The 22315-nt window shown below is 62.0% G+C and carries 20 protein-coding genes and 2 pseudogenes; 13 read left to right on the top strand and 9 right to left on the bottom strand.

Features of this window, described 5'->3' with window-relative positions:
• Window positions 1-162 (top strand): annotated as a pseudogene (locus tag ETQ85_RS21910) (transposase); the annotation flags it as partial.
• 31 nt (window positions 163-193) lie between these two features.
• Here ETQ85_RS21910 and ETQ85_RS21905 read toward each other — a convergent pair.
• A protein-coding gene (locus tag ETQ85_RS21905) for an IS3 family transposase (protein ID WP_148581191.1) occupies window positions 194-1749 on the bottom strand; the annotation gives its coding sequence in 2 pieces (ribosomal slippage) (window positions 194-1320 and window positions 1320-1749; 1557 coding nt in all).
• A 60-nt stretch (window positions 1750-1809) separates the two neighbouring features.
• On the opposite strand from ETQ85_RS21905, the pseudogene ETQ85_RS21900 reads away from it, so the two are divergent.
• Window positions 1810-2486, top strand: a pseudogene (locus ETQ85_RS21900) (IS5 family transposase); the annotation flags it as partial.
• Window positions 2487-2782: 296 nt separating this feature from the next.
• Here the strand turns inward: ETQ85_RS21900 and ETQ85_RS21895 are convergent.
• The 3 genes from ETQ85_RS21895 to ETQ85_RS21885 all read right to left on the bottom strand — a co-directional run bounded on the left by ETQ85_RS21895 (window position 2783) and on the right by ETQ85_RS21885 (window position 6994).
• Window positions 2783-4033, bottom strand: coding sequence for a tyrosine-type recombinase/integrase (locus ETQ85_RS21895; protein ID WP_148581190.1), 1251 nt, complete (start codon window positions 4031-4033; stop codon window positions 2783-2785).
• A gap of 279 nt (window positions 4034-4312) precedes the next feature.
• Window positions 4313-5620, bottom strand: coding sequence for a homoserine dehydrogenase (locus ETQ85_RS21890; RefSeq protein WP_148581189.1), 1308 nt, complete (start codon window positions 5618-5620; stop codon window positions 4313-4315).
• Window positions 5621-5695: 75 nt separating this feature from the next.
• Window positions 5696-6994, bottom strand: a complete 1299-nt coding sequence (locus tag ETQ85_RS21885; protein ID WP_148581188.1) for a pyridoxal phosphate-dependent aminotransferase — start codon at window positions 6992-6994, stop codon at window positions 5696-5698.
• A 134-nt stretch (window positions 6995-7128) separates the two neighbouring features.
• Here ETQ85_RS21885 and ETQ85_RS21880 point away from each other — a divergent pair, with 134 nt between their 5' ends.
• The 4 genes from ETQ85_RS21880 to ETQ85_RS21865 all read left to right on the top strand — a co-directional run bounded on the left by ETQ85_RS21880 (window position 7129) and on the right by ETQ85_RS21865 (window position 9918).
• Window positions 7129-7506, top strand: coding sequence for an Mth938-like domain-containing protein (locus tag ETQ85_RS21880; protein WP_148581187.1), 378 nt, complete (start codon window positions 7129-7131; stop codon window positions 7504-7506).
• 82 nt (window positions 7507-7588) lie between these two features.
• The gene (locus ETQ85_RS21875; RefSeq protein ID WP_148581186.1) at window positions 7589-8044 is read left to right on the top strand and encodes a peroxiredoxin; all 456 of its coding nucleotides are present in this window, start codon (window positions 7589-7591) and stop codon (window positions 8042-8044) included.
• 41 nt (window positions 8045-8085) lie between these two features.
• Window positions 8086-9504 (top strand): PhoH family protein, encoded by a 1419-nt coding sequence (locus ETQ85_RS21870; protein ID WP_148581185.1) that lies wholly within the window; start codon window positions 8086-8088, stop codon window positions 9502-9504.
• Between the two features lie 84 nt (window positions 9505-9588).
• Window positions 9589-9918 carry an Hpt domain-containing protein gene (locus ETQ85_RS21865; RefSeq protein ID WP_148581184.1) on the top strand — a complete coding sequence of 110 codons (330 nt, stop codon included), beginning with the start codon at window positions 9589-9591 and terminating at the stop codon, window positions 9916-9918.
• Here the strand turns inward: ETQ85_RS21865 and mnmH are convergent.
• Window positions 9908-10975, bottom strand: coding sequence for a tRNA 2-selenouridine(34) synthase MnmH (mnmH, locus tag ETQ85_RS21860; protein WP_148581183.1), 1068 nt, complete (start codon window positions 10973-10975; stop codon window positions 9908-9910). The two genes, ETQ85_RS21865 and mnmH, sit on opposite strands and share 11 nt — an antisense overlap.
• A 35-nt stretch (window positions 10976-11010) precedes the next feature.
• Between mnmH and selD the strand changes: the two genes are divergently transcribed.
• Complete coding sequence (selD, locus tag ETQ85_RS21855; protein WP_148581182.1) at window positions 11011-12060, top strand: selenide, water dikinase SelD; 1050 nt, start codon at window positions 11011-11013, stop codon at window positions 12058-12060.
• Between the two features lie 163 nt (window positions 12061-12223).
• On the opposite strand, the gene scpC is transcribed toward selD, so the two are convergent.
• The gene (scpC, locus tag ETQ85_RS21850; RefSeq protein WP_425473151.1) at window positions 12224-13732 is read right to left on the bottom strand and encodes a succinyl-CoA:acetate CoA-transferase ScpC; all 1509 of its coding nucleotides are present in this window, start codon (window positions 13730-13732) and stop codon (window positions 12224-12226) included.
• 140 nt (window positions 13733-13872) lie between these two features.
• Between scpC and ETQ85_RS21845 the strand changes: the two genes are divergently transcribed.
• On the top strand, window positions 13873-14772 hold the full coding sequence (locus tag ETQ85_RS21845) for a LysR family transcriptional regulator (protein WP_148581180.1): 900 nt from the start codon (window positions 13873-13875) through the stop codon (window positions 14770-14772).
• A gap of 38 nt (window positions 14773-14810) precedes the next feature.
• The gene (locus ETQ85_RS21840) at window positions 14811-15260 is read left to right on the top strand and encodes a MaoC family dehydratase (protein WP_148581179.1); all 450 of its coding nucleotides are present in this window, start codon (window positions 14811-14813) and stop codon (window positions 15258-15260) included.
• Here the strand turns inward: ETQ85_RS21840 and ETQ85_RS21835 are convergent.
• Window positions 15257-15934 (bottom strand): alpha/beta hydrolase, encoded by a 678-nt coding sequence (locus ETQ85_RS21835; RefSeq protein ID WP_148581178.1) that lies wholly within the window; start codon window positions 15932-15934, stop codon window positions 15257-15259. The genes ETQ85_RS21840 and ETQ85_RS21835 overlap by 4 nt on opposite strands.
• A gap of 184 nt (window positions 15935-16118) precedes the next feature.
• On the opposite strand from ETQ85_RS21835, the gene ETQ85_RS21830 reads away from it, so the two are divergent.
• Both ETQ85_RS21830 and ETQ85_RS21825 read left to right on the top strand, forming a co-directional pair.
• On the top strand, window positions 16119-18029 hold the full coding sequence (locus ETQ85_RS21830) for a DUF294 nucleotidyltransferase-like domain-containing protein (protein ID WP_148581177.1): 1911 nt from the start codon (window positions 16119-16121) through the stop codon (window positions 18027-18029).
• A complete protein-coding gene (locus ETQ85_RS21825; protein WP_148581176.1) occupies window positions 18026-18661 on the top strand; it encodes a 3'-5' exonuclease in 636 nt (211 codons plus the stop codon). Before ETQ85_RS21830 ends, ETQ85_RS21825 begins: the two co-directional genes overlap by 4 nt.
• Before the next feature lie 38 nt (window positions 18662-18699).
• Here ETQ85_RS21825 and orn read toward each other — a convergent pair whose 3' ends face one another.
• Window positions 18700-19245: an oligoribonuclease gene (orn, locus tag ETQ85_RS21820; RefSeq protein ID WP_148581175.1), complete on the bottom strand. Its 546-nt coding sequence runs from the start codon at window positions 19243-19245 to the stop codon at window positions 18700-18702.
• 96 nt (window positions 19246-19341) lie between these two features.
• On the opposite strand from orn, the gene ETQ85_RS21815 reads away from it, so the two are divergent.
• Both ETQ85_RS21815 and rsgA read left to right on the top strand, forming a co-directional pair.
• Window positions 19342-20595, top strand: a complete 1254-nt coding sequence (locus tag ETQ85_RS21815; protein WP_148581174.1) for a M48 family metallopeptidase — start codon at window positions 19342-19344, stop codon at window positions 20593-20595.
• Complete coding sequence (rsgA, locus tag ETQ85_RS21810; RefSeq protein WP_187394810.1) at window positions 20592-21485, top strand: ribosome small subunit-dependent GTPase A; 894 nt, start codon at window positions 20592-20594, stop codon at window positions 21483-21485. Before ETQ85_RS21815 ends, rsgA begins: the two co-directional genes overlap by 4 nt.
• Window positions 21486-21488: 3 nt before the next feature.
• Here rsgA and ETQ85_RS21805 read toward each other — a convergent pair whose 3' ends face one another.
• On the bottom strand, window positions 21489-22241 hold the full coding sequence (locus ETQ85_RS21805) for a proteasome-type protease (RefSeq protein WP_148581173.1): 753 nt from the start codon (window positions 22239-22241) through the stop codon (window positions 21489-21491).
• Window positions 22242-22315: the final 74 nt, after the last annotated feature.

Raw genomic sequence — 22315 nt, 5'->3', positions numbered from 1 at the left:
GAACCGCATTACCCGAAGGCCGGCCGGCGGGGTCGTCCGCCTAGGTCGCTGGAGACGATGCTGCGCATCTACTTCATGCAGCAGTGGTACGCCCTGTCGGACCCGGCGATGGAGGACGCGCTGTACGAGATCGAATCGATGCGCCGCTTTGCCGGGCTGGAACCGGTGCGCGTCAAGCTAGTTGTCGCCTGATTCATGCAGCTCTTTGGTGTTTATTCCCCACGGCAACGACCGCCTCTCGCTCGGGATTGAGAGTCACCGCGATGATGGGTGACCAGTTCCGCGTGTGCCCTGTCCAGCGTGCGGGATGGCGCGCTCGGGCGTTGGCATAGAGTGCATGGCGAGCAGCCAGAATCGCATGGTCCTCGCCCGCATGGCGCTGGGCTGGACTCACGTAGCGGATGCCGCTGTGGCGATGCTCGACGTTGTACCACTGCACGAAACCGCTGGCCCAGGATCGGGCCGCCTCCAGATCCTCGAAACCCCGCGCCGGAAACTCGGGCCGGTACTTGGCGGTGCGGAACAGCGCTTCGGCGTAGGCGTTGTCGTCACTGACCCGGGGCCGCGAGTAGGACGGTTTGATGCCCAACCAGTGGAGCATCGCCAGCACCGTGGTGGCCTTGAGCGTCGCGCCGTTGTCGCCGTGCAGGACGGGTTTGTCGGCCAAAGCGGCGATCCCTTCCGCCAGCGCCGTACGGCGCACCAGGTGGGCGGCGTGCTCGGATGCGTCGGTGTCATGCACTTCCCAGCCTACGATCTTGCGGCTGTAGAGATCCAGGATCAGATACAGATGGAACCAGCGCCCGGCTACCGTGGCCGGCAGGTAGGTCATGTCCCAGCACCACACCTGGCGCGGTGCGGTGGCGATGTGGGTGCTCGGCGGGCGGGGGGCTGCAGGGGCTTTGGCGCGTCCCCGGTGCGTCGTCTGGCCCGCTTCGCGCAGGATGCGGTGGAAGGTCGATTCGCTGGCCAGATAGACGCCCTGATCGGCCAGCATCGGGACGATGCGTGCCGGCGGCAGGTCGGCAAAGCGGGCGTCGTTGGCCACCTGCAGCACCGCATGGCGCTCCACCTCGGTCAGGGCATGGGCAGGCCGGGGGCGCAAGGTTGCTGGTCTGAGATCCCCACGCACGAGGCCCGCCTCACGTTTCCAGCGCTGCAGCGTACGCAGCGTGATGCCCGCTACCTTGCAGGCTGCGTCAAGACGCGCCCCAGCGTGCTGGGCTGCTTCAATGTTCCGGACTTTCATCCGGCGATCTTCCAGGCCGATCATGCGTCCTCGTCCCTGTCCTTTGGAAAGATCGCCTCGAGCTTTTTTGAAAGCACCAGCAGCGCTGCCGCCTCCGCCAGGGCCTTCTCCTTGCGACGCAGTTCCCGCTCGAGTTCCTTGATGCGACGCCGATCCTGCTTGGTCTGCAGCGGGCTGGCACGGGCTTCTTCGGGTGTTGCCAGCGCTTGCGTGGCCGCTTGGCGCCACTGAGCCAGATCCTGCGGATAAACCCCGTGCTCACGGCACCAGGCATTCCGGGCCGCCTCATCGAGCGCCGCCGTGGTGAGTACGGCCTCGAACCGGGCCGCCGCTGTCCAGGCCCGCTCGCGAGCGGGCCTGGACAGCGCATCACTTCTCCACCGCTCCAGCGTTGCCACGCCCACGCCGATCTCACGTGCAACGGCCTCCACCGTTGCGCTCTCCGGCGGCAGCAATCTCGCTACCGCTCGATCCTTGAATTCCTGTCCGTATCGCGCCATGTCTCTCTCATCATCGCCCCCGAATTTAGGATTCTATCGAGGCGACAACTATTCTGACGCGGGGGGGAACTCTCCGACGACGCGATGCCCGACGAAACGACGATTCTCAAGTTCCGTCACCTGCTCGAGAAGCACGGCCTGACGGCCCAGATGATGAACATCATCAACGACACGCTCGCGGATCGCGGCCTGCTGCTCAAGGGCGGCACGATGGTCGACGCCACGATCATTCATGCGCCACCGTCGACGAAGAACGAGCAAAACAGCGCGATCCGGAAATGCACCAGACGAAGAAGGGCAGGCAGTGGTTCTTCGGGATGAAGATCCACGTGGGCGCAGACGTCAATTCCGGGCTGGCGCATACCGTCTCGGTGACGCCGGCAAACGCTTCCGATATCAGTCAGTTGCCGCACCTGCTGCGCGAGGACGACCGCGCGGTGTTCGGCGACAAGGGCTATGTCAACAATGACCTGAAGCGTCACGCGAGGAAGGCTGGCGTGTTCTGGGGCGTCTCGCTCAAGGCCAGCAAACAGCGCCCGCTGAGCGACGCCAACCAGCGCTTCAATCATCGAATGTCCTCGATCCGCGCACGGGTCGAGCATGTGTTTCGGGTGATCAAGCGCCAATTCGGCTACACGAAGGTGCGCTACAAGGGGATCGCCAAGAACGCGGCGCAAGTGTTCTCGCTGATCGGACTGACCAATCTTTACCTGAGAAGGGGAGCCATGATGAATTGACGGGAGCAATCCGTCCGCTGAGGCCGAAATGGCCTCGCAATGCGGCAGTCAAGACGGAAAAAGTGATCATCGAAGTCGGCTCAAAACTGCTGGCTTGGGTGTTCGTGCTCAAAACGTCAATTGATCAGGGGTTCCTTAGTTAACTGGGTGCCGGAATCGTGCAGATTCTATCGATGCTGTAAGTTCTGGTCTTGCTGCTACGACTTTGCAGTGTACACCACCTCAAGCCGTAAAACCACTTTAGAGACATGTCTGGTTTGATCACATAACAGTTAAAAGTCTGTTTATATGTTGCTTTACTCATCATCCCACAAACCATCAAGCGACCCACCACCAAGCGACTTCCAGCTAATTTTATCGATTGATTTCTTCAGTTCTATCATGTGTGCGCCATGATAGTAGGTCTTAGTGGACTCGTTACCTTCTTTGAGTTTGTGCCCCATAATTTGACTAACTATCTTGCTATCAATACCGGCCCGGATCATCTGCGTGTCGACTGAATGCCGTATAGAGTGAAATGTTATATCTGCACCAAAACCAAGACCTGATTTTAGCTTTGAAAATCTGTTGACAATAGCACCAGTCGGCCTTTTTGCGTCCCTTGATATATCGAACAGATAATCATCATCAGATTTGGACTTACACAGATGATCAAGCAAGTTATTGATGCTGGAATGCACTGGTATTTTCCGGACACCCGAAGTTGTTTTTGACTTTTTGATGTCAATAAATCGAACTTTATCATCAAAAGCAATATCTGATTTTTTCAGATCACCAATTTCATTGATACGCATTCCGGTGAAGGCTGCAATCATAATGAAATCCTGAATCTGCTGATCCTTATCCAGCCTTGCCCGATTGTAAATTTTCCCTATGCCTTCATTGTCAATATCTTTCCTGTTTGTTTTTTCAACAGGATTAATATCGAACTTAGGAACACTCAGATCAACCTCGACAACCACTTCAAACTTGAACTCTATATATTTTATAAATTTTGAAACTGCCTTACCAAGAATACGTGATATTGATCCGTCCGTTTTCCCTTCTGCACGGTTATCTTTTATCCAATCACGGATAGACTTAGTGGACAGTTGAGATAGTTTCTTGAAAGACAACAACCAATAATTCAGATCATTAGAATATGAATTAATCGTCGAAGCGGCATAACCCTGTGATTTAAGATTATCTATAAAGTCTGATTTGTTTAGTTCAAAAACAACATCAGCTTTTGTTGCGATACTCAGGAATTGCTCTGCGACTGACTCATTTACATTGGCGATAGTAACCACCTCTGTCAGATCAACATCAGCACCTGAGATAGCAATATCGTTTGCGCGCTTGAGAAAATCGGGAAGTTTTAGCCTTGCATCTAAAATCTGCTGCTTCCAGTTAGCAACCTGCACCAAAGCGAGAATTTCAGCTTTTATCTTGTCTTGAGTTTGAAGAGATTTGTAAAACCGGGAAGTCCCCAGTTTTGCCCTTACATCCTTGGGAACAGACAGATAGCAGCACCACGTGTTATGGCGTAGCTCGATGTAACGCGGCATGGTTGTGTTCCTGTGTGTAAGTTGCAGATTGTCATCTTATACACAGGTTTTACACACAGCAACTAGACACAACATGCTGAATTAGCTTGATTTTATTGGACTTTACCCAAGGGTAAGCAAACGTGAATGGTTTGCATGCTGGCTCCTGGGGTTTCGATAAAGTCCGACTGAATCTGTCGGGTATCGCAGTGTGCCGCCGCCAGCCCCACATTTCCTTGAGCGCGAGCAAGAAAAAAGCCGCAACGCGTGCGGCTTTCTTTTGGCGCAGCAAAAACCTTCTTAGAGGTTTTCGAGGCGCAGACGGGTCACCTTGCCGGTCACCGAGTCGAGGTTCTCGATCTTGGCGATGGCCGTATCCATGTTCTTCTCGATGGTCAGATGGGTCAGGATGATGATGTCGGTTTGCGACTCACCCTCTTCCGGCTCGCGCTGCAGCATGGCGTCGATGGAGATCGACTGGTCGGCCAGGATGCGGGTGATGTCGGCCAGCACGCCCGGGCGATCCAGCACACGCAGGCGCAGGTAGTAGCTGGTCTCGACCTCTTCGATCGGCAGCATCGGCACATCGGTGATCTGGTCCGGCTGGAAAGCCAGGTGCGGCACGCGGTGCTCGGGATCGGAGGTGTGCAGGCGAGTCACGTCCACCAGGTCGGCAATCACGGCGCTGGCGGTCGGCTCGGCGCCGGCGCCCTTGCCGTAGTAAAGGGTTGCGCCAACAGCGTCGCCCTGCACCAGCACGGCGTTCATGGCACCTTCCACGTTGGCGATCAGGCGCTTGGCCGGAATCAGCGTCGGGTGCACACGCAGCTCGATGCCCTGCGGACGGCGGCGGGCGATGCCCAGCAGCTTGATGCGGTAGCCGAGTTGTTCGGCGTACTTGATGTCGGCGGCGTCGAGCTTGGTGATGCCTTCGACGTAGGCCTTGTCGAACTGGATGGGCACACCAAAAGCGATGGAGGCCATCAGTGTGGCCTTGTGGGCGGCATCCACGCCTTCGATGTCGAAGGTGGGATCGGCTTCGGCGTAGCCGAGGCGCTGGGCTTCCTTGAGCACGTCGGCAAAGGGCAGGCCCTTGTCGCGCATCTCGGACAGGATGAAGTTGGTGGTGCCGTTGATGATGCCGGCGAGCCACTGGATGCGGTTGGCGGAGAGGCCTTCGCGCAGCGCCTTGATGATGGGGATGCCACCGGCGACGGCGGCTTCAAAAGCCACCATCACACCCTTTTTCTGGGCGGCGGCGAAGATCTCGTTGCCGTGCACGGCGAGCAGCGCCTTGTTGGCGGTCACCACGTGCTTGCCGTTCTCGATGGCTTTCAGGACGAGTTCCTTGGCCACACCGTAGCCACCGATCAGTTCGACGACGATGTCGATCTCGGGGTCGGTCACGATCGAGAAAGCGTCGTCGGTCAGACGCACGCCGCTGCCGACAATGCTCTTCGCCAGTTCCAGATTTTTGTCGGCCACCGCGGTAATGCGGATCGGCCGGCCGGCACGGCGGGTGATTTCTTCTTCGTTGCGCTTGAGAACGGTGAACGTGCCGCCGCCGACGGTGCCGATGCCCAGGAGGCCAACATTGATGGGTTTCATGGTCTTTTGGGGAGTGAAAAGGTCAGTGTTAAAAGTGGAAAAGGGGCACGACTGCAGCCGTGCCCCTGGAGATTGTCAGGTGCCGTGACGTTTCCGGTAGTTTTCCAGGAAGCGCGCGATGCGGCCAACGGCCACCTTCAGGTCATCCTCGTGGGGCAGGAAAACCAGACGGAAGTGATCCGGGGTCGGCCAGTTGAAGCCGGTGCCCTGCACCAGCAGCACGCGCTCTTCTTCAAGCAGTTCGGCGATGAACTGCTGGTCGTCCTCGATGGGGTACATCTTCGGGTCGAGCTTCGGGAACATGTACAGCGTGGCCTTTGGCTTTACGCAACTGACACCGGGAATGGCGGTAATCAGTTCGTGCGCCAGGTCGCGCTGGCGACGCATGCGGCCGCCGGGGGAAACCAGGTCGTCGATGCTCTGGTAGCCGCCCAGCGCGGTTTGAATGGCGTACTGGCCGGGCACGTTGGCGCACAGGCGCATCGAAGCCAGCATGTTGAGGCCTTCGATGTAATCGGCCGCTGGACGCTTGTCGCCGGACACCACCATCCAGCCGGCACGGTAGCCGCAGGAGCGATAGTTCTTCGACAGGCCGTTGAAGGTAACGGTGAACACGTCTTCCGACAGGGACGCGACGGAGGTGTGCTCGATGCCGTCGTAGAGCACCTTGTCGTAGACCTCGTCGGCGTAGATGATCAGGCCGTGTTCGCGGGCGATGTCCACGATGGCCTTCAGGGTATCGTCGGGGTAGACGGCGCCGGTCGGATTGTTCGGGTTGATGAGGACGATGGCGCGGGTCTTGGGCGTGATCTTGGCGCGGATGTCGTCCAGATCGGGCAGCCACTCATTGGCCTCGTCACAGATGTAATGGCGCGGAGTGCCGCCGGACAGGCTCACAGCGGCGGTCCACAGCGGGTAATCGGGGGCCGGCACCAGCACTTCGTCACCGGTGTTGAGCAGCGCGTTCATGGCCATCACGATCAGCTCGGAGACGCCGTTGCCCACGTAGATGTCTTCCAGCGTCACACCCTTGATGTGCTTCTGCTGGGTGTAGTGCATGATCGCCTTGCGGGCCGAGAAGATGCCCTTGGAGTCCGAATAGCCTGCGGCGTTGGGCAGGTTGCGGATCATGTCCAGCTGGATTTCTTCAGGCGAATCGAAACCGAACGCGGCCAGGTTGCCGATGTTCAGCTTGATGATCTTGTGACCCTCGTCCTCCATCTGCTTCGCCTTTTGCAGCACGGGGCCGCGGATGTCGTAACAGACGTTGGCGAGCTTGTCGGACTTGCGGATTGGTTGCACGGCGGTTTCCGTTTCCTTGCTGGTGGGTGCGGGCTGCTTTGAAACAACACGCAATTTGGTGTGGCGGCTCATGGTCCTGGCCCCGCGTCGGGGTACCCGCAGAGGCAAACCCGGCAGGTGCGAGACGACGCAAAGCTATAATGTTACCCAAGCCACCCTGACCGGGCAAATCAAGGCCCGAACACCGTACGAGAGTCCAATCCCCCATGAAACTCCACCTCGACAAAAGCGACCAGTACAACACCATCTCACGCTACGACGCCCGGCACGTAATGATTGGCCAGACGCGCCACGAAAACAGCGTGATCGTGATGCCCGAGCGCATCGAAACAGACTGGCAGAACGGCGGTTTCGACGCCCTCAACGAAGCCGACTTCGCACGCCTGGCCGGGCTCGGCTGCGAGATCCTGATTCTCGGCACCGGCATGAAGCAGCGCTTTCCGCACCCCAAGCTGATGAAATCGCTGATGCAGGCCCGCATCGGACTCGAGGTGATGGACCTGGGCTCGGCCTGCCGCACTTACAACATCCTCGTCGCCGAGCATCGCACCGTGGCGGCGGCGCTGCTGTTTGACCCGGCCTGAGCGGCATTCTTCACGCTGGATGGATTGCCAGCCCTGCGGCTTGGGATTAGGCTGATACCGGAATTCATCCTCCGGAGAAAACATGCTCGATCAGGCTGCACCCGACTTCACCCTGCCCGCCACCAGCGACCAGACCCTCAGCCTGTCCGCCCTCCAGGGCAAAAAGGTGGTGCTGTATTTCTACCCGAAGGACAGCACCCCTGGCTGCACCACCGAAAGCCAGCAGTTCCGTGACCTCCACCCCGAGTTCCTGGCCGCCGACACCGTCGTGCTCGGCATCTCCCGGGACAGCATCAAGTCCCACGAAAACTTCCGCACCAAGCAGGCCCTGCCCTTCGACCTGGTCTCCGACCCGGACGAAACTGCCTGCACGCTGTTCGGCGTCATGAAAATGAAAAACATGTACGGCAAGCAGGTACGGGGCATCGAACGCAGCACCTTCGTCATCGACGCCGCCGGTGTCCTGCGCCGCGAATGGCGCGGCGTGAAGGTGCCCGGCCATGCCCAGGAAGTACTGGACTACACCAAGACCCTGTAACCCCCGCCCTTCTCCACGACAGCCGAGAAACAACGACGACCATGGCCACCCGACGCCCCGCGAAGTCCAAGAAAACCTCCACCAAGCTGTTCGTCCTCGACACCAACGTGCTGATGCACGACCCCACCAGTCTGTACCGCTTCGAGGAGCACGACATCTTCGTGCCGATGATGACCCTCGAAGAGCTGGATTCGAACAAGAAGGGCATGTCGGAAGTTGCCCGCAACGCCCGCCAGGCCAGCCGCAGCCTGGACGAGATCGTCAACTCCTGCCCAGAGGGCATCGAGGAAGGCATCAGCCTCGTCGATGCCTCCAGCCAGCTGGCCAGCGGCCGCCTGTTCCTGCAGACCGAAGCGGTCAACGTCCAGCTGCCGGCGGCCATGCCCACCGCCAAGGGCGACAACCAGATTCTCGCGGTGGTGATGCACCTCTTCGAGAAGTACGACAAAAAGCGTGAAGTGATCCTGGTGTCGAAGGACATCAACATGCGTATCAAGGCCCGAGCCCTCGGCCTGGCCGCGCAGGACTACTTCAACGACAAGGTCCTCGAAGACACCGACCTGCTGTACACCGGCACCAAGGAAATCGATGCCGCCTTCTGGGAAGCCAACGGCAAGGACATGGAATCCTGGAAACAGGAAACCCGCACCTACTACAAGATCAAGGGCCCCGACACACCCGACCTGCTGATCAACGAGTTCGTCTTCCAGGAAGGCGAACAGCCGCTGCAGGCCTGGGTCAAGGAAAAAGCCGGGCGCACCGTCACCCTCGAAACCCTCATCGACTACTCCCACCAGAAGAACAACACCTGGGGCATCACCGCCCGCAACCGGGAGCAGAACTTCGCCCTCAACCTGCTGATGAACCCGGAAATCGACTTCGTCACCCTGCTCGGTCAGGCCGGCACCGGCAAAACGCTGCTGACGCTGGCCGCCAGCCTGACCCAGGTACTCGAGACCAAGCGCTACTCGGAAATCATCATGACCCGCGTCACCGTACCGGTGGGCGAGGACATCGGCTTCCTGCCGGGCACCGAGGAAGAAAAGATGGCCCCGTGGATGGGCGCACTGGAAGACAACCTCGACGTGCTCAACGGCACCACCGGCGAGGGTGGCGAATGGGGCCGGGCCGCCACGCGCGACCTGATCAGGAGCCGCATCAAGATCAAGTCCCTCAACTTCATGCGCGGGCGCACCTTCATCAACAAGTTCCTGATCATCGATGAAGCGCAGAACCTGACGCCCAAGCAGATGAAGACCCTCATCACCCGCGCCGGCCCCGGCACCAAGGTGGTGTGTCTGGGCAACATCGCGCAGATCGACACGCCCTACCTCACCGAGGGCTCGTCGGGCCTCACCTACGTGGTGGACCGCTTCAAGGGCTGGCCGCACTCCGGCCACATCACCCTGCAGCGGGGCGAGCGTTCGCGTCTGGCCGACCACGCCGCCGAAGTGCTGTAAGTCATCGCTTCATCCCGAACGGCCACCCGGCAAGCGCTGAGTGGTCGTTTTCATCAAGATCGCCGACCACGGAAATCCAACGCAATGATCCACTGGCAAGATCTCGAAAGCCGCTATGCCGGCAAACCGGAATTCATCCGCAAATTGCTGGGTGTCTTCGTCAACAGCCAGACGCCGACAGTCGATGAGCTGCGGGTCATGGCGGCCGACGGCGATACCGAAAACCTGGCCCGGCTGGCCCACTCGCTGAAAGGATCGGCCGGCAACATCATGGCCCGTGACCTGATGGGCCTGGCCCTCGAGACTGAGCATGCCGCCCGCGACAAGCTTCCGGAGGCCATGGGCCTGGCCTGCGATCTGGCCGACGGGCTCAACGCCACGCTGGCCGAAATCGCCGAACGGCTCAAGGCGTGACCGGCGCCGACTGAAGCGTCGCAGCCACCTCGGCAAGCGTTGCCGGATCCAGCGCCGGCAAAGGCAGCACCCGGGCCGCAGCCGCCCGCCGATAAAGGCCCTCGCCGCCCCGCCGGTAGGCCGGATCGTAGTGACTGGTAACCAGCTGCTCAGCCAGCGGACGCCAAACGCCAGCATTCACCAGGGCCTGCCACTCCCCCACCCGCAGGTGCCCGTGCTGGCCCACCAGGCGCTCCAGTTTTTCATTGAAGTCAGCGGGATCGGCAATCAGATCCGCATAGCGCTCCAGAAGGTGATCGACCCGTGCCTCCAGGGGCGCCTCGATACGCACGCAATCGCTGTCACGCAGGCGCTCGAACAGCACGCCGGGCAAATGCAAACGGCCAACCCGCCGGCTTTCCGACTCGGCCCACACCGGACGAGACGGATCGAAACCGCGCAGGACCGCCCACAGAGCCGTCTCGAAAGCCTTCTGGCAGGGCTGACTGCTGTTCGGCGCAGCCCCCAGCACCGAGCCGCGATGCGCAGCCAGGCCTTCCAGATCAAGCACCGGCTCCCCCGCCGCCGCCAGCGCATCGAGCAGCGCCGTCTTGCCGCTGCCGGTCGGGCCGCACAGAATGCGGAAATCCAGCGCCGACGGCAAGGTGTCGAGATCCTCGAGGACACGTTGCCGGAAATTTTTGTAGCCGCCCTCCAGGCGCCGGGCCGCCCAACCGATCTGGCCGAACACCACCGTCATCGATCCGCTACGCTGTCCGCCGCGCCAGCAGTAAATCAAGGGTTTCCAGCCCTTCGGCTTGCTGAGAAAATGCGTCTCGATATGGCGGGCAATGTTGCGCGACACCAGCACCGCCCCCACCTTTCGCGCCTCGAAAGGCGACACCTGCTTGTAAAGCGTTCCCACCCGGATCCGCTCCTCGTCATCCAGCACCGGGCAATTGATCGCCCCGGGAATGTGGTCTTCGGCAAACTCGGACGGAGAACGGACATCGATGATTGTATCGAAGTCATCAAGTTGGTCGATGCTGGCGGAAAAGGGTGCGGAATGGGAAGACATGAAGATAACGATTTGACCGGACAGGAAAAAAAGAGATGACTGAAGCACCCCTGCGACTCACCGAATTGTCTCACGGCGGCGGCTGCGGCTGCAAAATCGCCCCGGCTGTACTCAGCGAGATGCTGTCCCACATGCCCGCCGCCCAGCCTTTCGCCAACCTGCTGGTGGGTACCGAAACAGCCGATGACGCTGCTGTATGGCGGCTCAACGACCAGCAGGCGCTGATCGCCACTACCGACTTCTTCATGCCCATCGTCGACGACCCCTTCGACTTCGGGCGCATCGCCGCCACCAACGCCCTTTCCGACGTCTACGCGATGGGCGGCACGCCGATCATGGCCCTGGCCATCGTCGGCATGCCGGTGAACAAGCTTCCCCTGTCGGCCATCGGACGCATCCTCGAAGGTGGCGCCAGCATCTGCGCCGAAGCCGGCATTCCGGTGGCCGGCGGCCACAGCATCGACTCACCCGAGCCCATCTACGGCCTCGTCGCCCTCGGCATTGCCCACCCGGACGTGATCAAGCGCAACCGCGACGCCCGTGATGGCGACGTATTGATCCTCGGCAAACCACTGGGCGTCGGCATCCTCGGCTCGGCGATGAAAAAAGGTGTGCTGGATGCCGACGGCTACGCCCAGATGATCGCCACCACCACGCAGCTGAACAAGGTCGGTCCGGCGCTGGCGATCCAGCCCGGCGTGCACGCCCTCACCGACGTGACCGGCTTTGGCCTGCTCGGCCACCTGCTCGAAGTGTGCCGTGGCGCCGGTCTCGGTGCGACGGTCAGCGCCACCGCCCTGCCGATCATGCCGGCGGCGATTCCCTTCGCGCAGCAAGGCATCGGCCCCGGCGCCATCGCCCGCAACCTGGCCAGTTGCGGTGATGCCGTGCAGTTTGGCAACGGCGTGGAGGAATGGCAGCGCAGCGTGCTGGCCGATGCCCAGACCAGCGGTGGCCTGCTGGTGGCTTGTTCGGCGGACGCGGCACAGGCCGTACTGGAAACCTTCCGCAAGGGCGGCTTTGGTGCTGCGGCGATCATCGGCCGGATGCACACCGGCGCGGCCGAAGTCCGGATCAAGGCCTGAGCGACAGCAAAAAAGGCCAGCACCGCATTCCGCGGGGAGAGGGACGCGGAATGCGGGTGGCCTTTGGGGAGATTGCAGGCGGTACGACGGGACTCCGGATCGAAGGGCACTTTCGAACACCGAAGTCGCCGGGAGCGCGGCCTGCGCGCGCTCCGGGTTGGGGTCAGACGAGGGCTGCTTCCTGCTCGTGGGCCAGCATCGAGCCCTGCTGCTCGTAGCGCAGATGCCAGGCAAAAGCTTCCTGCAACAGGTGCGGGGTGTGACCACCGCGCCGGCTGGCACGCAGGAAATAATCGCGCAGCACGTCGCGGTACAACGGGTCGGTACAGTTGTCGATGACCTGACGGGCCCGCTCACGCGGCGCCAGGCCACGCAGGTCGGCCAGGCCGTGCTCGGTAACGATGATGTCCGTGTCGTGCTCGGTGTGATCCACGTGAGAGACCATCGGTACGATGCTCGAAATCGCCCCGGCCTTGGCGATCGACTTGGTGACGAACACCGACAGGTGCGCGTTGCGGGCAAAGTCACCCGAGCCACCGATGCCGTTCATCATGTGCGTGCCACCCACGTGGGTGGAATTCACGTTGCCGTAGATATCGCACTCCAGTGCCGTGTTGATGGTGATCAGGCCCAGGCGACGGATCACTTCCGGGTGGTTGCTGATCTCCTGCGGACGCAGCACCAGGCGCTGCTTGTAGCGGTCGATCTGGCTCAGCACGCGCTCGTAGGCGCCCTTCGACAAGGTGATCGACGAGGCCGACGCAAAGGTCAGGCGACCGTCGTCGAGCAGTTCCACGGTGCTGTCCTGCAGCACTTCGGAATACATCTTCAGATCGCGGAAAGGCGAATCCAGCATGCCGTGCAGCACTGCGTTGGCGATGGTGCCGATGCCGGCCTGCAGCGGCTGCAGCGACGGCGACAGGCGGCCGGCCTTGACCTCGTGGAACAGGAACTCGTTCAGGTGGCCGGCAATGGCATTCGTCTCGTGGTCTGGCGGCAGCACGTTGGACGGGCTGTCGGCCTTCTCGGTGATGACGATGGCGACGATCTTTTCCGGGTCAACGGGAATGAAAGGCAGGCCGATGCGCTGCTCCGGCGAAATCAGCGGAATCGGCAGGCGGTGCGGCCGGTAGGTCGGGATGTAGATGTCGTGCAGGCCTTCCAGCGCCTGCGGCATCTTGAGATTGATCTCGACGATGATCTTCTTGGCCAGCACCGCAAAGCTGGCCGAGTTGCCCACCGAGGTGGTCGGCACGATGCCGCCGTTTTCGGTGATGGCCGTGGCTTCGACTACCGCAATATCCACCGGGGCGATCTGCTTCGAGCGCAACAGCTCGACGGTTTCGGACAGATGCTGATCGATGAACATCACCTCGCCGGCGTTGATCTTGCGGCGCAGGGTCGGATCAGACTGGAAGGGAATGCGGCGGGAAATCGCGTTGGCGTCGGTGAGCACCTTGTCGATGTCGTTGCCCAGGGAGGCGCCGGTCATCAGGGTGATCTGCAGCGGCTCGCGACTGGCCCGCTCGGCCAGCGCAAAGGGCACCGCCTTGCAATCGCCGGCGCGGGTGAAGCCACTCATCCCAACGGTCATGCCGTCCTTGAAGAACAGGGCGGCATCTTCCGGCGACATGATGCGGTCACGCAGGCGGGCAAGGCGAATACGATCCATGGGCATGCTGTTTTCTCCGATCCTCTGATCTTTGCTGGGGGCTCGTCTCGACGGACGAGTTAGCCGAAAAGTATAGAAGCGAAGAAAAAGTCGTGCGATGACTTAAACTAATTCCATCGAGTCGTTTTTTTCATGAACCTATGGACCTGCGCGCCCTCCGCTACTTCGTCGAAACCGTCCGCCAGAACAGCTTCACCGTCGCTGCCGAACGGCTCCACGTCACCCAGTCCACGGTGAGCAAGATGATCCGCCAGCTGGAAGACGAAATCGGCCAGCCCCTGCTGATCCGCGAAGGCCGCCAGGTGCGCCTGACCGACGTGGGGCACATTCTCTTCGAGCGCGGCCAGGAGGCCCTTGGCGTGGTGCGCGAACTGTCACGGGAGGTCACCGACCTGACCGCCCTCACCCGCGGCGAACTGACCGTGGGCATGCCGCCGATGGTCAATCTGCTCTTCTCGCCGGTGGTAAAGGCCTTTTGCGAACGTCACCCGGGCCTGCGCCTGACCTTGCAGGAAAACGGCGGCCAGGTGATCGAACAACAAGTGGCCAGTGGCGAGCTGGAAGTGGGCGTCACCCTGCTGCCCGCCAACCCCGGCCTTGCACTTTCAACCCGCAGCTTCGGTCGTTACCCGATCCTCGTCGTCGGCCCCCGCCACGCCGCCTGGGCACGCGAGCCCGCGGTCAACCTGACAGCCTTGCGCGACGAGCCACTGGTGCTCCTGCCGGACGATTTCTCGCTGACCCGACGCCTGCGCGACGCCTTCAGCGAGGCCCGCCTGGAACCCCGCATCGCCGCCCAGAGCGGCCAGTGGGACTTTCTCGTCGCAATGGCGGCAGCCGGGCTGGGCACCACGCTGATGCCGGCGCCACTGCTGGCCCGCCTCCACATCGGCGACGAACTGGCCGTGCGCCCGCTGGCCGACCCGTCCATCGACTGGAACGTGGCGCTGATCTGGAAACCCGGCCGCTACATGTCCCACGCGGCGCGGGCGTGGCTGGTGATCTGTGGAGAGATCCTCAACACCGAACGCATCGGCTAAGATCGTTGAACCCAGCCCCCATGCCCGGAGACCACGACATGAACACCCGTTTTCTCGACGACTTGATCGTTGGCGATCGCTTCATCAGCGGCGGCCTGACCCTTACCGAAGCCGAGATCATCGATTTCGCCTTCCGCTACGACCCGCAACCCTTCCACCTGGACGCGGTGGCCGCCGCCGAGTCGCCTTACGGCGGGCTGATCGCCAGCGGTTTCCAGTCGCTGGCCCTGTGCTTCAGGCTGTTCATCCAGAGCGGCGTACTGGCCGGCTCGAGCATGGGCTCGCCGGGCATCGACGAGCTGCGCTGGCTGGCGCCGGTGCGCCCCGGCGACACCCTGCACAGCGAAGTGGAAGTGCTGGAGGTGCGCCCCTCCTCCTCGAAGCCCGACCGGGGAATTGCCCGCCTGCAATACAAGGCGCTGAATCAGCGGGGCGAAGCGGTGCTGTCCTTCATCGTCGCCCACCTGCTCAAGCGCCGGGCCACCTAGGCCACCAACACCCCGGCCAGCCAGTCCTCGATGTCGCGAATCTCTTCGAGACACAGGGAATGCTCCATCGGGTAGCTGCGCCATTCCAGCGGATAGCCTCCGGCGGCCAGAAAATCCCCGGAGCGCTTGCCGAAATCGTGGGGAATCACTGTATCGCCACGCCCATGGGCCATGAAGATCGGTACGTCACGGTTGGCCGGACTGGCTTCGGCAGCCAGGGTGTCGGCCAACGGCAGGTAGGTGGACATGGCCAGAATGCCGGCCAGCCGCTGCGGGTGACGCAACGCGGTGTGCAGTGCAATGGCGCCCCCCTGGGAAAAACCGGCCAGCACAATGCGATTGTCCGGAATGCCGCGGGCGTTTTCGCGGGCAATCAGGGCTTCGATCTGTGCTGCCGACTCCAGCACGCCAGCCGGATCCTCGCGCCGCTCCGAAAAATCCATCGACACGATGTCGTACCAGGCGCGCATCACATAACCACCATTGATCGTCACCGGTCGCTGGGGCGCGTGGGGAAAAACGAAGCGCGTCGGCGGCAGGCGATCCGGGTCAAGCTCGTCGACAACCGGCTCAAAATCGTGGCCATCGGCCCCCAGACCATGCATCCAGATGACAGCATGAGTGGGCTCGGGGCCAGTGGCGATTTCGAGGGCGGGAAGCAGGGAAACAGTCATCAAGATTCCTTGTTGGAAGGGGCGCCCGATTGTAACGGAGCATCGGCGAATCTCCGGTCTGCGCCGGTCGTCACTACGGCGTCCCTAAAAGATCCACAAAAGGCCGATTTATTGCGCAAGATCATGACAGGGGGGCAGTGGCGGAGTAGATTCGGTGGTTTGATCTGCGCCTTCGGTTCTGCTTATGGACACCACCGCCTCCGACACCCTGATTCGTACCAATCTGGACTTCCTGCGTCGCCATGCCCCCTTCGACCGGATGGAGGCGGAAGCCCTGCGTTTTCTGGGTGAACGCCTTGCCACCGCGTTCTATCCGGCAGACTCGGAAATTCTGGTGCCCGAAGACGGACCACCGCGCTACTTCTACATCGTCTATCGTGGCAAGGTACAGGCCCGCCAGGTTGGCAGCGTCGCCGTCACCGAATATTCCACACTGACCCTCGGCCCCGGCGAAGGCTTTCCGATCGGCTCGATTTCTGCCGAACGGCCGTCCACCAACGGCTACATCGCCGTGGAAGACAGCTACTGCTTCCAGCTCCCGGCCGCCGACTTCCTGCAGTTGCAGGAACTCAGCCCGAGCTTCCAGCTGTTTTGCACGCGCTACATCGCCAGCCTGCTCAACCAGTCGCGGGAGCAGCTGCAGGTGCAGTTCTCCCAGCGCGCCGCCGAGCAGCAGACGATGACCACGTCCCTGTCCAACCTGGTCAAAAAAGCGCCGATCTTTGTCGCACCCGACATGGTCACGCGCAGTGCCCTCGAAAAAATGGCCGAATTCGGCGTCGGCTGCCTGGCCGTTGCCGGCGAGGATGAAAAGCCCGTCGGAGTACTCACCCAGAGCGATATCCTGAAGCGCATCCTTCTGCCGGGATTCGACCTGACCCGGCCGATCGCCGACGTGATGACCACCCCGCCGCACACCCTCAACGGCAACGCCAGCGCCTACGACGCGGCCCTCGAGATGGCCACCCACGGGGTACGCCACATCCTGGTGGTGGACACCGACGACAAGCTCAAGGGCGTGATCTCCGAGCGCGACCTGTTTGCGCTACAACGCATCGGCCTGCGCCAGATCCGCTCCGGCATCGAGAGCGCTGCCGACGTGCAGGCCCTGCAGCGCGCCAGCCGCGACATTCGCCAGCTGGCCCTCAACCTGCTCGCCCAGGGCATCGGCGCCGAACAACTGACCCAGTTCATCTCGGCCCTCAACGATGCCCTGACCCGCCGCATCATTGAGCTCAACCTCAAGAACCACGACCTCTACGGCGTCGAATACGCCTGGCTGGCCTTTGGCTCGGAAGGGCGCCACGAACAAACCCTGTCCACAGACCAGGACAACGGCATCCTCTACGTACTACCCGAATGGGCCGACAAGGAGCCCCTCAAGCTGCGCCTGCTGGAATTTGCCAAGGACGTGAACAACGACCTGGCCGCCTGTGGCTTCCCTCTGTGCACGGGCAACATCATGGCCTGCAACCCCGACCTGTGCCTGACCATCGACGAATGGCGCGAAAAATTCGGCACCTGGATTCGCGAACCGCACCCCGAAGCCCTGCTCAACGCCACCATCTTCTTCGACTACCGGGTGCTCTACGGCGACGAGAAACTCGCCCACAAGCTCCGCCACTGGCTGCTCTCCATGACCGGCGGCAACCCGGCCTTCCTCAAGGCCATGGCCACCAACGCCCTCGACGTGGCGCCGCCGCTGGGCAAGATCCGCGACTTCATCACCGACGACGATCCGCGCCATCCGGGCACCATCGATCTCAAGAAATACGGCGCCCGCCTGTTTGTCGACGCCGCCCGCGTGCTGTCACTGCGCACCGGAGTCGACGCCACCAGCACCGTCCAGCGCCTGCGCCAGGGCGGCTCACGCATCGGCATGCCGGCAGAAGAACTCTCCGCGATGGCCGACGGTTTCCACTTCATCCAGCTCCTGCGCCTGCGCCACCAGCACCTCGATACCGATCACGGCTCGTCCGGTGACAACCGGGTCAAGCCGGACGATCTGAACGAACTCGACCGGCGCATCCTGAAAGAGGCCTTCCGCCAGGCCCGCAAGATCCAACTCCGTCTCAAGCTGGATTACCAGATATGAACTGGCTCTCCCGATTCCTGCCCGGCAGCAGTCCGGGCCTCAACCCCAATCAGCAAGCCAGCCTGGAGGCTATCGCCGCCCTGCCAGCCCCCGACCTCGGCCGCTCGCACTACGAAACCCGCTACGTGGTGGTCAACACGGAAACCGGGCCGATGGACGGTGGCGGCCAGCGCCTCCTCGCAGTGGGTGCGGTGGCCATCAACCGCGGCCTGCTGCATCCGGCCGACGCCTACCACGCCAGCCTGGGCAGCGCCCCGGCAGACGCCCTGATCGGCCTTTTGAAGTTCATTGGCCGGGCGCCCGCCATTGTCTACAACGCGCCCTTCAACCAGGGCACGCTGGAGCGCGCCTTCGAGCAGAACCTGGGCAGCGTGCCCGAAGTGGACTGGATCGACCTGATGGTCCTGATGCCCAGCCTCTACCCCGAACGGATCGCCGGCCAGGCCCGCATGGACGCCTGGCTGGGCGCCTTCAGCATTGACCGCATCGATCATCGGGACGCCCTCCTCGAAGCCCTTGCCGTGGCTCAGCTCCACCAGGTTGCCCTGGCCCGGGCCAGCGTTCAGGGGCTCACCACCCCGCGAGATTTGCTCGAAACCCAAAGCAGCCGCAAGTGGCTACGGGGTAGCTGAAAAAAACGGGGCGCCCATCAAGGCGCCCCGCATCGCTTTCAAACCTTCAGGAAGTTGTCCCGGTAGTAACGCAACTCCACAATCGATTCATGGATGTCGGCCAAAGCTTGGTGGGCGCCCTTCTTCTCGAGGCCCTTGTACACATCCGGACGCCAGCGACGGGCCAGTTCCTTGAGCGTGGATACATCCAGGTTACGGTAGTGGAACCAGTCTTCCAGCTTCGGCATGTAGCGCGCCATGAAGCGACGGTCTTGGCCGATGGAGTTGCCACACATCGGGGACGTGCGCGAAGGGATGTATTCCTTCATGAAATCCAGGTAGATCGCCTCGGCGGCGGCTTCGTCGATGGTCGAGGCCTTGACCCGGTCGATCAGGCCGGAACGGCCGTGGGTGTTCTTGTTCCACTCATCCATGCCGTCCAGCACGGCATCCGACTGATGCACCGCGATCACGGGGCCTTCGGCCACCACGTCCAGATTGCCGTTGGTGACGACCATGGCGATTTCGATGATGCGATCGCTGTCGGGATTGAGGCCGGTCATTTCCATGTCCAGCCAGATGAGGTGATTCTGGTCCTGTGCCATAATCGGTTCGCTTTTCGGTAAAGGCGCGATTTTACGCGCTTGCCGCGTGCCGTCACTTCTTCCTTCCGCCTCCCCGTTTCTTCCCCCGAATTCCCGATGACCTCCAGCAGTTTTTCCGCCCTCTTTCTGATCGCCCTGTGCGCCGGCCTGCTGACCCGCCTGTGGCTGGCAAATCGCCACAGGCGACACGTGGCCGCCCACCGGGACGCCGTACCGGCGGCCTTCACCGGCAGCATCTCGCTCGAATCGCACCAGAAGGCTGCCGACTACACCGTCGCCCGGGTCCGGACCGGGATGCTCGACATGCTGATCTCCGTCGCCCTGCTGCTGGCGCTGACCTTCGGTGGCGTCCTGCAACAGCTGTACGAACTGAGCGGCCGCCTGGTCGAGCCGGGCAGTCTGCTCCACGGCGTGGCCTTCATTGCTGCGGTGGCAAGCGTGTCGTGGATCGTCGATCTGCCACTAACGATCTACCGCAGCTTCGGCCTCGAAGCCCGTTTCGGCTTCAACCGCCTGACGCCCCGCCTGTTCATCACCGATACGCTGAAGGGCATCCTCCTGGCGGCCGCCATCGGCCTGCCGCTGATCGCCTGCGTGCTGTGGCTGATGGGCGCCATGGGCGATCTGTGGTGGCTTTATGTGTGGGGCTTCTGGCTGGGCTTCAACCTGCTGGTGCTGCTGGTCTACCCGACCTTCATCGCCCCCCTCTTCAACAAGTTCAAGCCACTGGAAGACGGCCCGCTGAAGAACCGTATCGAGGGCCTGATGACCCGCTGCGGCTTCCGCCTGTCAGGTCTGTTCGTGATGGACGGCTCCAAACGCTCGGCCCACGGCAATGCCTACTTCACCGGCTTCGGCGCCGCCAAGCGGATCGTTTTCTTCGACACCCTGCTCGACAAACTCGAACCAGCAGAAGTCGAGGCCGTGCTGGCCCATGAACTCGGCCATTACCACCACCATCACCTGTGGAAGCGTCTTGCGGTGATCAGCGCCGGCAGCCTGCTGTTCTTCGCCCTCCTCGGCCATCTGGCCGGACAGGACTGGTTCTTCAACGGGCTGGGCATGAGTGCCTCCGGCACCGCACCGACGCTGGTGCTGTTCGCCCTGGTGCTGCCGATTTTCACCTTCCCGCTGACCCCGCTGATGAGCATGTGGTCGCGCCAGCACGAATTCCAGGCCGACGCCTACGCCGCCCGCCAGGCTCCGGCCAGCGAGCTGGTGAGCGCCCTGGTCAAGCTGTACCGTGACAACGCCTCGACCCTCACGCCAGACCCGCTCTACTCCCGCGTGTACGACTCGCACCCGCCCGCGGCGATCCGCATTGCCCACTTGCAGGCAGCTACACGATGAAAATTTTCGGCACCCTCACGGCCGCCTTCGGGCGCCAATACGAAGTACGCACCGATGCAGGAGAAATCCTGCTGTGCGTACCCCGCGGCAAAAAGAGCCTGTTCGCCTGTGGCGACCGGGTCCAGATTGCCGTCACCGGCCCCGGTCAGGGCGTCATCGACAAACTGCTCGAACGGACCAGCCTGCTCTACCGCTCCGACGCCTGGCGACAGAAGCTGATCGCCGCCAACGCCACCCAGGTGGTGATGGTGGTGGCCACCGAGCCGAGCTTCAGCGACGAATTCATCTCACGCTGCCTGTGCGCCGTCGAAAGCCAGAATCAGAAGGCCCTGATCGTACTGAACAAGACCGACGTCACCGCCGGCCTGGCAGGCGCCCGCGCCCAGCTGGCACCGTTCACGGTGCTCGGCTACGAGGTGCTGGAATTATCGGCGATGGAAAACGTGGACAAGCTGCGCGCCCGCCTGATCGGTGAGACCAGCCTGCTGGTGGGGCAGTCAGGCATGGGCAAATCCACGCTCACCAATGCGCTGATCCCGGAAGCCCGGGCGGAAACGCGGGAGATCTCGGAAGTCCTCGACACCGGCAAGCACACCACCACCTTTGCCCGCCTGTACCCGTTGCCCGAAGGCGGCGGGATCATCGACAGCCCGGGAATGCAGACCTTTGGCCTCGTGCACCTGAGTCCGGAAGAGCTCGAATCGAGCTTCCGGGAGTTTCGCCCCTACGTAGGACAATGCCGCTTCCGCGACTGTCGGCACGATGCCGAACCCGGCTGTGCGCTGCGGGAGGCCGCGGCGAGCGGCAAGATTGCGGAAAAGCGCCTGCACCAGTTCCTGCAGTTCCGGACGGAATGCGAGCAGGCCAAGCGGCTGGTGCAGGGCTGGTAGGCTTCAGCCGAGCTGGTCACCCTTGCCGATCCAGTCGGGGTTGGGCAACTCGTCGAAGGCGTGGCCGAGGGCCTCGCTCCAGCGATTGCGGATCATCGCAAAGTACTCGTTCTTCGCATCGATGCTGATGTGCGTCGAAACTTTGAGTTCGTCCGTCTTCAGGATCGCCAGATCTAGCGGCACCCCCACCGACAGGTTGGAACGAATCGTCGAATCCATGGAGATCAGCGCCAGCTTGGCGGCTTCGTCCAGGCTGGTGTGACGCTTCACCACCCGGTCGATGATCGGCTTGCCGTACTTCGATTCACCGATCTGGAAGTACGGGGTGTCGGGGGTGGCCTCGATGAAGTTACCCGCCGCGTAGATGTGGAACAGGCGCGGCTGCTCAGTGCCGATCTGTCCGCCAAGAATCAACGCTGCAGTAAAGTCGATACCGAAATTCTGCAGGGCCTCCGCATCGCGCCGATGCACTTCCCGCAAGGTCTCGCCCAGGTGACGCGCCGCCTCGAACATGTTCGGCACCGACCACAGGTTTTCCCGGCCGTCCTGCGCTGCCATGGCTTCACGCAGCATGGACACGAGCTGCTGGGTAATCGCCAGGTTGCCAGACCCCATCAGGACCATCACCCGCTCGCCAGGGCGCTGGAAGATGCTCATCTTGCGGAAGGTGTTGATGTGATCAACGCCGGCATTGGTACGGGAGTCCGACAGGAACACCATACCGGCGTCGAGCAGCATGCTGACACAGTAGGTCATGGGGAAGTCACTCAAAAATAAAGGCGGCCCGAACCCGGCACCGCCTGTGATTGGGGAGAACGCGGAAGCTTTCC

Source organism: Zoogloea oleivorans, assembly GCF_008107625.1.
GTDB classification, from domain to species: Bacteria; Pseudomonadota; Gammaproteobacteria; order Burkholderiales; family Rhodocyclaceae; genus Zoogloea; species Zoogloea oleivorans.
The sequence above is the reverse complement of the archived record's forward strand: the minus strand, read 5'-3'. Positions and strand labels throughout refer to the sequence as shown.